At 39.0% G+C, this 13,087-nt stretch carries 13 protein-coding genes; 6 read left to right on the plus strand and 7 right to left on the minus strand.

Features of this window, described 5'->3' with window-relative positions; translation table 11 throughout:
• Positions 1 to 98 precede the first annotated feature (98 nt).
• Positions 99 to 593, minus strand: a complete 495-nt coding sequence (locus JWP71_RS02845) for a ferritin (RefSeq protein ID WP_299496869.1) — start codon at positions 591 to 593, stop codon at positions 99 to 101.
• 184 nt (positions 594 to 777) lie between these two features.
• Between JWP71_RS02845 and JWP71_RS02850 the strand changes: the two genes are divergently transcribed.
• A complete protein-coding gene (locus JWP71_RS02850; RefSeq protein ID WP_299496872.1) occupies positions 778 to 1,053 on the plus strand; it encodes a DUF4342 domain-containing protein in 276 nt (91 codons plus the stop codon).
• Between the two features lie 9 nt (positions 1,054 to 1,062).
• Complete coding sequence (locus tag JWP71_RS02855) at positions 1,063 to 1,752, plus strand: SGNH/GDSL hydrolase family protein (RefSeq protein ID WP_299496874.1); 690 nt, start codon at positions 1,063 to 1,065, stop codon at positions 1,750 to 1,752.
• 78 nt (positions 1,753 to 1,830) lie between these two features.
• Here the strand turns inward: JWP71_RS02855 and JWP71_RS02860 are convergent, their stop codons facing one another.
• Both JWP71_RS02860 and JWP71_RS02865 read right to left on the minus strand, forming a co-directional pair.
• A complete protein-coding gene (locus JWP71_RS02860) occupies positions 1,831 to 2,295 on the minus strand; it encodes a hypothetical protein (protein ID WP_299496876.1) in 465 nt (154 codons plus the stop codon).
• A gap of 24 nt (positions 2,296 to 2,319) precedes the next feature.
• Positions 2,320 to 2,556 carry a hypothetical protein gene (locus JWP71_RS02865; protein ID WP_299496878.1) on the minus strand — a complete coding sequence of 79 codons (237 nt, stop codon included), beginning with the start codon at positions 2,554 to 2,556 and terminating at the stop codon, positions 2,320 to 2,322.
• A 158-nt stretch (positions 2,557 to 2,714) separates the two neighbouring features.
• Between JWP71_RS02865 and JWP71_RS02870 the strand changes: the two genes are divergently transcribed.
• From JWP71_RS02870 to JWP71_RS02880, 3 genes are all read left to right on the plus strand, one after another.
• Positions 2,715 to 4,949, plus strand: a complete 2,235-nt coding sequence (locus tag JWP71_RS02870; RefSeq protein WP_299496880.1) for a PAS domain S-box protein — start codon at positions 2,715 to 2,717, stop codon at positions 4,947 to 4,949.
• 204 nt (positions 4,950 to 5,153) lie between these two features.
• A complete protein-coding gene (locus tag JWP71_RS02875) occupies positions 5,154 to 7,472 on the plus strand; it encodes a DPP IV N-terminal domain-containing protein (RefSeq protein ID WP_299496882.1) in 2,319 nt (772 codons plus the stop codon).
• Positions 7,473 to 7,700: 228 nt separating this feature from the next.
• On the plus strand, positions 7,701 to 8,003 hold the full coding sequence (locus JWP71_RS02880; protein ID WP_299496885.1) for a KGG domain-containing protein: 303 nt from the start codon (positions 7,701 to 7,703) through the stop codon (positions 8,001 to 8,003).
• A gap of 124 nt (positions 8,004 to 8,127) precedes the next feature.
• Here the strand turns inward: JWP71_RS02880 and JWP71_RS02885 are convergent, their stop codons facing one another.
• Together JWP71_RS02885 and fbp are read right to left on the minus strand one after the other, a co-directional pair.
• Complete coding sequence (locus JWP71_RS02885; RefSeq protein WP_299496887.1) at positions 8,128 to 8,607, minus strand: Lrp/AsnC family transcriptional regulator; 480 nt, start codon at positions 8,605 to 8,607, stop codon at positions 8,128 to 8,130.
• Positions 8,604 to 9,638: a class 1 fructose-bisphosphatase gene (gene fbp / locus JWP71_RS02890; RefSeq protein ID WP_299496890.1), complete on the minus strand. Its 1,035-nt coding sequence runs from the start codon at positions 9,636 to 9,638 to the stop codon at positions 8,604 to 8,606. The genes JWP71_RS02885 and fbp overlap by 4 nt, the downstream gene beginning before the upstream one ends.
• Before the next feature lie 316 nt (positions 9,639 to 9,954).
• Between fbp and pckA the strand changes: the two genes are divergently transcribed.
• Positions 9,955 to 11,556 (plus strand): phosphoenolpyruvate carboxykinase (ATP), encoded by a 1,602-nt coding sequence (pckA, locus tag JWP71_RS02895; protein WP_299496892.1) that lies wholly within the window; start codon positions 9,955 to 9,957, stop codon positions 11,554 to 11,556.
• 171 nt (positions 11,557 to 11,727) lie between these two features.
• On the opposite strand, the gene JWP71_RS02900 is transcribed toward pckA, so the two are convergent.
• The gene (locus tag JWP71_RS02900) at positions 11,728 to 12,051 is read right to left on the minus strand and encodes a hypothetical protein (RefSeq protein WP_299496894.1); all 324 of its coding nucleotides are present in this window, start codon (positions 12,049 to 12,051) and stop codon (positions 11,728 to 11,730) included.
• Between the two features lie 128 nt (positions 12,052 to 12,179).
• Positions 12,180 to 12,911, minus strand: a complete 732-nt coding sequence (locus JWP71_RS02905) for an acyl-CoA desaturase (protein WP_299496896.1) — start codon at positions 12,909 to 12,911, stop codon at positions 12,180 to 12,182.
• Between the last annotated feature and the right edge of the window lie 176 nt (positions 12,912 to 13,087).

Genomic DNA, 13,087 nt, shown 5'->3' on the forward strand with positions numbered 1-13,087 from the left:
ATGGGCAGCCAATTTAGGGGTTTTCGGCAAATAATTGGCAATAAAATCTTAGCTATACAAAAGTTCTATTCTGTGCGAATAGGGCATCGTTGGCTTTTCTACAAGGTCTCCAACAGGTAAGCGATATCGTCTTTAGCATCCGGATCTTCAGCGGCTTTTATTTTATTTAACAGGTCCATTTCAAGGGTTTCTTCTTCCGTTTGTTCTTTAATAAACCATTGCATAAAGCTAAAGGTTGTCCAGTCTTTTTCGGCCGTACCCATGTTTACAATGGCATATATTTTGGATATGTTTTCAACTTCTGATGTAAATATTTTTTCAAAGCAATCATTTATACTTATCGGGTCCGGGCCGGGTGCAGGTATAGCTTTAACCACAACTTTAGCGCCGCGTTTTAAAATATATTCCAGAAATTTCATCATGTAATTACGCCGCTCGTTTACATGTCTGAAGAGAAAGTTTGCAATACCGGTATACCCATTTTCGCTTGCCCATGCGGCATATGCCAGGTACATCTGCGCATTATGCGCCTCATTGTTCATCTGGTCGTTTAACGCTTTTTCAAGTGTTTGCGACAGTTTGTTGGCTTCCATAAAATATAAACCAAGTATTTAATAAATGGTTTGTATTTTTAATATTTTATTAAAAGTATTATCTTCAATTAATATTTAGTTTTACCCCGATTCCTCTCCAAAGGATAAGGATTAAAAATAAAAAGCGGACAGAAAATCCACTGCATTTAAGCCAAGCAAACAAATAATATTAAAAACATACCGTATGGCCAACAAAGAATTCTTCTCTATAAATGGAGAGGGCCTGCTTAAAAAGGTAAAAGAACTAATAGAAGAAGGTAATATAACCCGTATTACTATTGCCGATAAGGCCGGTAAAGAAATAGCAAGTTTTCCGCTAACCCTGGGCGTGGTAGGTATGTTATTAATGCCTATGTTCGCGGCAGTAGGAGCTATAGCAGCATTAATTGGCGAGTGCACCATAATTATTGAAAGACAAGAAACCGCAGAAGAGAAAAAAGAAGAAGATAAACCTATCTAAACCATATAAATGAAACCTAAATTTTTACTATCAGCAATTTTATTAATTGCTATCGCGATACCATCCATAGCGCAGGATACCAAACCACGAAGAGAAGGCACCGAGTGGATAGACGCATTTATGCCAAATACTAATGATTCGGCTTTACCGCGGATATTGTTGATCGGTAATTCAATTACCAGGGGTTATTATCCCGAGGTTGTTGAGCTGATGAAAGGTAAAGCTTACGTAGCACGTTTAGCTACCTCAAAAAGCCTGTGCGACCCGGCGCTGCTAAAAGAAATAGACCTGATAATGAGCTATTATAAATTTGATATCGTACAGTTTAATAATGGCCTGCACGGGTTTGATTATACCGAAGATGAATACAAGGCGGCTTTCCCGGCCTTTGTGCAAACCATACGTAAAAACGCGCCCAATGCCAAATTAATGTGGGCAACGCTTACACCATTACATACCCGCGCCGATGCTAAAATATTCGACCCAAAGACAGAACGCATAAAAACCCGCAATAAAATAGCGCTTGATTATATAACCGCTCAAAAAGATATTAAGGTAGATGACCTTTGGGCAACGGTTATAGATCATCCCGAATATTACCAGGGCGGCGATGGTGCGCATCCGTTGCCTGTTGGTTATACCGCGTTGGCACAAAAGGTTGCTGCTGAGTTGACGGCTTTGATGGCGGAGAAGAAATAAGTTAACGATGGGGCGATATCTAATATCAATCTTATATCGAACCCAAAATAACTTAATATGTTTAATTGTTGTCTGGTCTTAGTTTATCCTTTTACCCTCGCCAAATTTCTTAAACAACTGGTACCCAATCCCCGCAAAAACAGCAAATACCACGTGCGCCGGTACAAGTTGCACATAGTACTTGTTAAAGCTCATTGCAGGCGGCAGCGGGTGCATTTTAAAAGTGGTTTTCCAAATGGCTACTGCAACAAGCCCACTTATCGCACCTAATGCCAGGTTGTTTTTTATGGATGATTTAATCTTTTTCCTGCGCCAAAGCTCTACATACACCATTGCAAATAATAAACCAACGGCATAATGTCCGGCCCAACCCATAGATTGGGTCTCTTCCTCATTAAGCATAGGTAACAAGGCATGGGTCAGTTGCCCCAATCTTTCAGGTTCACTAAAATTTTCATCATCGGCTACAGAAACCAGATAGCTAAACAGGGTCATAAAAGTTGTGCCGGTAAAGCCCGCAATTACTACTTCGTTACTTTTCATATTATTCAACTTTTTGGTTTTTAATTAAATATGGTAGTTTTCTAACTGATCAGCAATCAGGTGTAACATGCTTTCCTTAATAACGCCCGGGTTTTTACAGATATGTAAAACTTTATGTCCATCAGGCTCAAAACTTCCTACAAATTGTCCATTCTTAAATACTTCATATTTACAATTTTCGCCGTCGTGATGCATATAGTCGAAAATCTCAAAATGAAGGTTTTTATTATTATCGGTAACGGATATCTCGAATTTTTCCATAGAAATAGTTTATTAGTATAAAACTATAATGGCGCTATATTGTTGCACTTAGGATAAATAATGACCGATAAGGTTTATTTTCGATAAGTTTATTTTATAATAAGCATATCAATATTATTACGTCAAATATTTATAATTGTATAAAGTATACTCAATAAGTGATAAAAGAAAATAGAAACCTGAAAAAACATATTGACCCTAATATTCAAGCCGATATTGAAGCGGTTAGTAATTTGCCAATGGTATCCACCTTGCTTGAAGTTATATGTTGTACTACAGGCATGGGCTTTGCTGCCATAGCGCGTGTAACCGAGGACAGGTGGGTAGCCTGTAGTGTGCGTGATGAAATAAACTTTGGAATAGAGGCAGGTGGAGAGTTACAGTTGGAAACCACCATTTGTAATGAGATACGACAAAGCGGTAAACCGGTTATTATTGATGATGTTTTGAAAGATGTTTTTTTTTGTGAGCATCAAACCCCGGCTATGTATGGTTTTCAAAGCTATATCTCGGTTCCTGTTTTTCGTAAAGATGGAAGTTTTTTTGGTACGCTTTGCGCTATCGACCCTAAACCGGCTAATGTTAGCTCGTCGGCGATAACAGAAATGTTTAACCTTTTTGCCAAATTGATCTCTAATCATTTAACGACTTTTGATCAGCTTGCCGAAACTGAATCAGATCTTTTACAAAACCAAAGAACTTTAAAGCTTCAAGAGTATTATAATAAAGAATTAGCGGCTGCCAATAAAGAACTTGCAGATACTCAAAGAAGCCTGCAATTATCTATAAAACAACTTACTGATAGTAAAGATAAACAGGCCATGCTTGCAGCCATTATTGAATCATCAGAGGATGCTATCATCAGTAAAACATTAGATGGCATTATTACCAGCTGGAACCAATCAGCGGAAAACTTATTTGGACATACTGAAAATGAAGCAATTGGCAAACATATCACTTTAGTTATACCGGAAGATCGGCGAAAGGAAGAGCAAATAATAATTGAAAAAATAAGAAACAGCCAACGGATTGACCATTTTGAAACTATCCGGAAAACAAAATCGGGTGCTGAAATTCCTATTTCACTTACGGTATCGCCTATAAGGAATGAAGAGGGGCAGGTAATTGGCGCTTCAAAGATTGTACGCGATATCAGCAAGCAAAAACATGCCGACGAGCAATTGAAAAATTATGCAGAGCGGTTAGAAATATTAAACTCAATAGGACAGACCATATCGGCCGGTTTAGATACGCAAAGTATATTACAAAAAGTTACCGATGCTACCACTCAGCTCACCGGCGCATCATTTGGGGCCTTTTTTCATAATCAGGTTAATGAGAAAGGCGAATCATATATGTTATATACATTATCCGGTGCCCCCCGTGAAGCCTTTGAAAAATTTGGCATGAAGCGCGATACAGCTGTTTTTGCTTCAATCTTTAACGGCGAAGGTATAATAAGGGTTGATGATATTACAAAAGATCCAAAATATGAAAAAAACTCACCCTATACAGATATGCCTGAAGGGTATTTGCCTGTAATAAGCTATTTAGCTGTGCCTATAACCTCTAAAGCAGGAGAGGTTATAGGCGGATTATTTTTTGGGCACTCTAAGCCCGCGATGTTTAAAAAAGAACATGAGCAATTAGTAGCCGGAGTAGCTGCTCAAGCATCTGTAGCTTTAGATAATGCTAAGCTATATGAAGAAGTACATGTATTAAATGCTAAAAAAGATGAGTTTATTGGTTTGGCCAGCCATGAATTAAAAACACCTGTAACCAGTATTAGTGGCTATTTGCAAATTATTAAACGCAACCTTTCGGCTGACGACAAAAACAAAGCCTTTATTAGTAAAGCTTTGCAACAAGTTAATAAACTCACAACGTTGATATCTGATCTGTTGGATGTATCCAAAATTCAAACCGGTAAACTACCATTGTCTTATACTCAGTTTGATATGGTTGATATGTTGACTGAAGTTACAGAAATGATGCAGCAAAGCTATAACAGCCATAAAATAGAACTGCAATATAATAAGCAGCCTATCCTGCTTAGGGCAGATCATCAACGTATGGAGCAGGTAATTATTAACCTTATCACTAACGCGGTTAAATATTCGCCGGGCACTGATAAGGTTATTATAAAAGCGGCAGTTTCAGGCAATAAAATAAAAGTATCAATACAAGATTTTGGTATTGGTATAGCTAAAAATCAACAAGAAAGAATATTCTCCAGGTTTTATCGCGTAGAGAATTTGGCGGCGCATATGTCTGGCCTGGGTATCGGCTTGTATATCTGCCATGAAATTATCAGCAGGCATAAAGGTAAAATGTGGATTGAGAGTGAATTAGGTAAAGGTTCAACCTTTTTCTTCGAGCTGCCAATTGGCTAATCAAAATAAATATTATATAAGAGCAAACTGGTTTTGAATCTCGCGGGCTTCGTTGTAAAACTTAAGCCCTTTTAATATCCGCTTAAAAATAAGCGGAACAACTATAATAGCTATTCTCACCAAAGCATAATTTCTATACAGGTACTTGAAAAAATATAAATAGCTGTATATTGGTTGCCTAAAATTAACTGTCTTAAAATCGCTATGAATAAGTTTTTTCTTACCGCTATACCTTTGGTATTGGCATTAACTACACATGCCCAACAGGGTAAAATTTTTACCGCAAAAGATTACGAACGTGCCGAAAGTATGATGGCCTATAATACAGAGCCATTAGTTGAGCATACCGGCATAAGCCCTATGTGGCTTGCTGATGATCGTTTTTATTATCGTACACCGGTTGCCGAAGGCAATCAATTCATTTTGTTTAATCCTGCCAAGGCAACTAAAGTTGCTGCTTTTGATCATCAAAAACTGGCAATTGCTTTATCAACAGCTACCGGAAAGCAATTTAAAGCAACTGAATTACCTTTCCAGGCCATTAGTTTTTCAGCCGACGGAAAGGGTATTATCTTCCAGGCAGAAGGAAAACAATGGCGATTTGAAAATAACCGCGTTGTAACTGATACCAGCACGGTAAAGGTAGTTGCATTAACTGGCGGCCGTGGCCGCCGTGGGGGTGGGACCGGAGGAGGTAATGATATACTGTCGCCAGATAAAAAGAAAGCTGCCTATATAAAAGATTTCAATTTATGGGTTCGTGACTTGCCAACCGGTAAGGAAACTCAATTAACTACTGATGGGGTAAAGGATAATGGTTACGCAACTGACAATGCCGGCTGGGCAGCAAGCGAAAGAGCCATCCTGGTGTGGTCGCCTGATTCAAAAAAGATAGCCACCTTTCAGCAGGATGAGCGTAAAGTAAATAATGCCTATCTGGTGCCCACTAAAGTAGGTGCGCCAACCTTAAAAGCATGGAAATATCCTTTCCCGGGCGATAAAGAAATACCGATGCTTACCCGAGTTATTATTAATGTAGAAAATCCAAAAGTAATTAAATTACAGGTGGCCCCTGATCCGCATAGATCTACACTAAGCGATGACATTAAAGGCGGTGCAGGATGGGCGGATGTATATTGGAGCGACGACGCAACCAAGCTGGTTTTTGCCTCTACCAACCGCGATCATAAACAAGAAAAGGTACGTATGGCGGATGCCGAAACAGGCGCCGTTCGAGAGATTTTTGAAGAAACTGTACCCACCCAGTTTGAATCGGGATGGGCAGCGGTAAACTGGAGATACCTGAGCAAAACTAACGAGATACTTTGGTTCTCTGAACGTGATAATTGGGGGCATCTTTATTTATATGATGCAACAACCGGTAAATTAAAGAACCAGGTTACTAAGGGCGATTGGATAGTGACCGGGGTAGATAAGATAGATGAAAAAAATCGAATCATTTATTTTACAGCAGGAGGGTTAGAAACCGAGAATCCTTATTTTACTCAGCTTTGCAAGATCGGGTTTGATGGTAAGGGTTTCACTGTGTTAACTCCGGGTTCTGGCAACCATACTACAAGCTTTTCGCCAAAGGGTAATTATATTATAGATACATATTCTAAGCCTGATGTTGCGCCGGTAACCGTATTGCGTAATATGCAGGGCAAGCAAATAATGGAGTTGGAAAAAACCGATCTATCCAAACTTAGTGCTACCGGCTGGAAACCTGTAATTCCTTTCTCTGTTAAAGCGCATGATGGCAAAACAGATATATACGGCTTAATGTGGGTGCCAAAAACAATTGATCCCAATAAAAAATATCCGGTTATTGATTATATCTATCCTGGTCCGCAAGGTGGGAGTGTAGGCAGTTGGGCGTTCGCTACTGAACGCGGAGACAATGGCGCTCTTGCCGAATTAGGATTTATTGTAGTAGAAATTGAAGGTACCAGCAACCCACTGCGTTCAAAAAGTTTTCATGATATGAGCTATGGCAACATGGCCGATAATACACTATCAGATCAGGTATCGGGCATTAAACAACTGGCAGCAAAATACCCTTACATGGATCTGGATAAGGTTGGTATCTGGGGGCACTCTGGTGGTGGCTTTGCCGCTGCCGCCGCTATGTTCCGTTATCCTGATTTCTTTAAGGTTGGTATTTCAGAATCAGGCAATCACGAAAACCTGAATTATGAAGACAACTGGGGCGAACGTTATAACGGTTTAGTTACTAACGCTGATTATAATGCACAGGCCAATCAAAACTTAGCCAAAAACTTAAAAGGTAAGCTTATGCTGGCCCACGGTTTAATGGATAATAATGTGCCGCCGCAAAATACCTTTTTGGTTATTGAAGCCCTTGAAAAAGCCAATAAGGATTATGATCTGGTTGTATTTCCTAACAGCCCGCATGGTTATGGTGCTTATGCGCCATATATGATGCGCCGCCGCTGGGATTATTTTGTGAAAAACCTGATGGGGGCAGAGCCACCGTATGCGTATCAGCTTAAAGGTAGATAATGGTTTATGGCAAAATATTTGAGGCATAAAATAATATACACTATTGTTGTATGCCATATACAATAATCATACAGCTGAAATATTACCTCATTTATTAAATGCTCTCTGGTTTTGTTAACGAACTGTGGTTGAATAGTTTAGTTTTTAATTTGTTTGTTGGATTGTATGGCACGCAATTATAGTAGATATTAATGTTGAAATAATTATAAATCTTTAAAAATTATCAAAATGGCAACTAATCAAAAAAATCAGGGCGGCGGTGAAGAGAAGGATCAAAAAGGCCGGGGAAGCAATCAGGGAAATAGCAGAAGCAGCCAGGAAAGTCAGGGCAATAGTCCTGGAAATCGTGGAGGAAGCCAGGAAAGTCAGGAAAATAGTGGTAGCTCTAACCGAGGGTTCGCTTCTATGGATGACGACAAACAACGTGAAATTGCCAGTAAGGGCGGTAAAGCTGCTCATGAATCTGGGAATGCTCATGAATTCGATTCTAAAGAAGCAAGGGAAGCTGGCCGCAAAGGTGGCAAAGCCTGAGCTGATGTAGAGAGAGCAATAAGCTTATTGAAGGCAGGACAGCAGCAATGCTGTCCTGTTTTGTTTTAAAACCAATTAAGTATGACCAATTAAAAAATTAGTAGAACAATTAATGCCTACTGTTTTATTTTCCTGCCCCAAGCTCATATGCCGATTCATTTTTTGCTTCTGACATTACAAAAAAGCTTTGCATCATACCTACATCGGGCAGGATGGAAAGCTTATTCATCACCAGGTGATTATATTCGTCCATATCGCTAATTGCTATCCGCAGTAAAAAATCAAAAGCGCCCGTCATGTGATAGCATTCCATTACCTCGCTTAGTTTCACCACTTCGGCCTGAAATGCCAGTAAACTATCCTGGGCATGTTGCTTTAGCTGTACCTGAGTATAAACAATAAGGCCGCGGCCTATTTTTTTTGGATCAAGGATAGCTGCATAGCGTTTAATATAGCCTTCATCCTGCAATCGGCGCACCCTGGCATGAATAGGAGTTATTGATTTATGCAGGCGCTGCCCCAATTCTTTATGTGTAAGCCGGGCATCATTTTGCAATAAGCGTAAAATGCCGGTATCGGTCGGGTCAAGTTCTTTATTTATCATAAGTTTACAATATCATTAAAAGTAAGCACTCCTGCCTCTTCCATAAAAGCCTCCGCACGCATTACCATTTTCTCAGAGCCTATAAAAATTGGCGAACGCTGGTGTAGTTTGTTTACTTCCAGATCCAATATGCGGTCTTTTCCATTAGTGGCTCTGCCGCCTGCCTGCTCAATAACGAAGGCCATGGGGTTGCATTCATATACTAGCCGCAACTTGCCGTTTGGTGCAGATGCCGTAACCGGATAAATAAAAATCCCTCCTTTTATAAGGTTACGGTGCAAGTCGGCAACCATCGAGCCAATATAGCGGGAAGTATATGGCCGGTTGGTAGCTTTGTCTTCCACCTGGCAGTATTTAATGTATTGTTTTACACCTTTCGGGAAATGCACATAGTTGCCTTCGTTAATAGAATAGATCAACCCGTCTTTAGGTATTTGCATATTAGGATGGGAAAGACAGAATTCGCCAATAGATGGATCTAGTGTAAATCCGTTAACGCCTTTGCCTGTGGTATAAACCAGCATGGTAGAAGAGCCATATATTATATATCCGGCAGCAACTTGTTGTGTTCCGCATTGCAACACGTCTTCCAGTGTAGCCGGGCCGTTTTGTGAAACTCTATGATAGATTGAAAAAATGGTGCCTACTGCCACATTTACATCAATATTTGAAGAACCATCAAGAGGGTCAATGGCCACGATATATTTAGCGTGTTGCGAAATGACATCATTTAACGGAATGATATTCTCATTTTCTTCAGAGGCAACAATACAACATTCTCCTCCGCAGCGCAAGGCAGAGATAAATTGTTCATTGGCATAAATGTCAAGTTTCTGCTGGCTTTCTCCTTGTATATTGATGCTGCCCGAATTGCCTAATATATCCATCAGGCCGGCTTTGTTCACTTCGCGGTTAACTATCTTGGCCGCTATTCCAATGTCGCGTAATAACCTGGAAAGTTCACCTTTCGCATATGGAAAATCGGCTTGCTTTTCAATAATAAATTGCCCTAAAGTTTTAAATTCCGGCATGGGCTTAGTGTATTATATACATAATTAATTTTATGCTTTTATTCGTCAATGTAAGTATTTTTATACTTAAAAAACAATAAAATTGTAAAATGTTTTGATTTTTTATGTTAACCATAGTGTATTTAAAATGCATTTAAAATTCATTTTTGACTAAATCAGGGCATAAAAAACAGTAAAATAGGTTTAATGACTAAAAAATAAATTAGTAAAGGTCTTTTTTTCTAAAATTAATACTTGGTATAGTATACATGACCAAATCGAACCAACTTTACATATTAAAATAAGCTGTCCGTCGTACGGTTTTAAATACGCCATTATGATTAGTACAAAAAAATATAATTTCGAAACAACAGGGATTAGCACCCTTAACCTGTCTTATCTTAATTTAAGCAGCCAGCAACCCTGTTACTACCAACTGCCACCGAATATCCTGGTCAGTCATTCAATTGAAAATAAAGAGGGGATTTTAACTGATAAAAAGGTATTGGCTGTGGATACAGGTGAGTTTACCGGCCGTTCGCCAAAAGACCGCTTTATTGTAAATGATGATTTAACAACAGACACGGTTTGGTGGGGTGATGTTAATATTCCCTTTGGTATTGGCGCGTTTGATAAACTTTATTTAAAGGTGATAAAATATCTTGCCGATAAAGATTTTTTTGTTCGTGATGCCTTTGCTTGCGCCGATGAAAATAGCAGATTATCGTTACGGGTTATAACCGAAAAAGCCTATCAAAATCTGTTTGCTTATAATCTTTTCATCAGGCCCGATAAACCGGTTATCAATCACCCCGAGTGGTCTATTATTGCCGCGCCCGGTTTTAGAGCCAATCCCCTGGAGGACGAAACGCGCCAGTCGAACTTTTCGATTATCAATTTTACAAAAAAAATTATATTGATAGGCGGTACCGGATATACGGGTGAAATAAAAAAAGCGGTATTTTCTGTACTTAATTTTTTGCTTCCCCGGCAAGGTATATTGCCCATGCATTGCGCTATCAATATGGGTAGAGAAAATGATACAGCCATTTTTTTCGGCTTATCGGGTACAGGTAAAACCACTTTATCAGCAGATCCAGATCGCAGATTGATAGGCGACGATGAACATGGCTGGAGTGAAGATTCTGTATTTAATTTTGAAGGTGGATGTTATGCAAAAACTGTAGGGTTAGATCCTGAAAAAGAACCGCAGATATTTGCAGCTGTTAAAGAGGGGGCCCTTCTTGAAAATGTTTGCTTTCATCTTGGCAGGAAAAGTGTGAATTATGATAACATAGCAAAGACAGAAAATACCAGGGTATCATACCCAATTCATTATATAAAAAACGCCGTAATACCTTCTGTAGGTACTGCCCCAAAAAACATTTTTTTTCTCACTGCCGATGCTTTTGGAGTGCTGCCGCCGGTGGCTAAATTAAATAAAGAACAGGCTTTATACTATTTTCTATCTGGCTATACCGCTAAAGTTGCCGGGACCGAATTGGGTGTAAATGAACCTCAGGCAACATTTTCTGCCTGTTTTGGCAAAGCATTTTTGCCGTTGCATCCACAAACGTATGCTAATATGCTAAGTGAAAAAATAAGCGGTAACAATATAAACATCTGGTTAATAAATACCGGGTGGGCAGGTGGTCCCTATGGCGTTGGCGAACGGATAAAACTGGCTTATACACGCGCAATAATTAACGCGGCAATTAATGGAGAATTAAATAATGTTGAGTATGAGCTTTTCCCTGTGTTTGATTTAATGATCCCTAAATCTTGCCCGGGTATTCCTGATGAATTATTAAATCCTGCTAAAAACTGGAAAAATTTAACTGATTATTGGGCCAAAGCAAATTACTTGCTAAAATTATTTAAAGAAAATTATAAGATTTTGGATAATAGAAGTACCTTTGTATCAACAGATAAAGGTTAAAAGCCCATCTGCCTATTGTAAGTAATAATATTCTTTCCTTTTTTTAAGCAGATTGGGACTCTTATGGCTTCGCTATGCACATTTGCTATACCCAGGGGGCAATAGTAAAATTTATAAAACCACTTAGCATCTTTATAATTATTTGTCCAGAATGCCTTAATAAACCCTGTTTTAACGGCGCAGTCTGTTTGGATTATACGCTACCAGGAATTGCAATTGTTTATTCCTGGCTGCATCATGTTCGGTAGCGTTGTGGAACTTAGCTTTTACGGTGGCTAATTTTGTTTTAACTAGCGTTAAAAACGCTGCAACAATTTCAGGTAATACGCTGGTAGATACAGTAGGGTAATACTTTTTCTCTATGGCTTTCTTTTCATCAGCTGTTGCCATGCTCAGTTCCCATCCCTCTTCGGATTTAAATCCATTCTCATTCGCAATATTATTTAAGTCAAAGAGATATTCTTTCGCTTGATATTCTATAGTTTGATTATTCATCTTATTTAAGTTTTTGTTGTTAAAAATTATTCAGTTTTAGCCATTGCTGATTTACCGGACCGGTAATCAGATGGGTTTTTTCTATTTGTCAACAGGCAGTTTTTTGTCTTTTCTCACGATATTAATATTTAATAAGCTTTTCTTAAAGTAATGATCCGCATCCAGTGCATGAGTTTCATCACGGGATAAACCGGATCAATTTCGAACCATTTCTTACCGAAATTGGCGCTGTTAGGATGCTTATGATGATTATTCTGGAACAGTTCTCCCAGCATCAGAAAATCAAACGGTGTTGTGTTTTTGGATTTATCTTTATTATCGAAATTCCTGTAGCCATATTTATGCCCGCACCAGTTCACAATTGCGCCATGGATGGGACCCATCATAAAATGAATGGGTAGCAATAAGAACAGCCACCAATGGGCTGCAAAGAAAATATAAAAGCAGGTATAAGCTGCGCCAAAAAGTAGCCGGGATAAGATTGATGAACCAATGCGGTCAACTATTGGCCATTCGGGGTAATGCCCCGGGAACTGTGCTTCCGGGTCTTTGGTTCTTTTCACATAATCGCCGAAAGTATTAATAGTTGACTTCATCATTTGATAGATGTCTGTAAAGAAATGTGGCGAATGCGGGTCGTTTTCGGTATCGCTGAAAGCATGGTGCTGTCGGTGCATCATTGCGTAAGCGCGGGGATTTAAAAAAGAAGTCCCTTCAAAAAGGTAGGCCAATAAATAAAATACACGTTCCCAGAATTTATTGGTGGTAAACATCCGGTGCGAAGCATAGCGGTGCTGGAAAAATGTTTGAAAAAATAGGGATAGGAACCAGTGGGCAATAAAAAAAATAAGTATGATCATAAAAATTAAATTGATAGCAATAAATAACAGGCATGGTTATTTCCATGGCTATTGTGATATAATAACAGAGAGGATATGATTCACTGTTGGCCTGAATTTGCCTGGTTGTGTTTGCGCAATAATGATTAAGCTGCGTTTGTAATCAACCAGTATGTTTATGGGTTGTCGGGCCAGAA

It is taken from the genome of Mucilaginibacter sp., assembly GCF_028287845.1.
In the GTDB taxonomy this organism is placed as follows: domain Bacteria; phylum Bacteroidota; class Bacteroidia; order Sphingobacteriales; family Sphingobacteriaceae; genus Mucilaginibacter.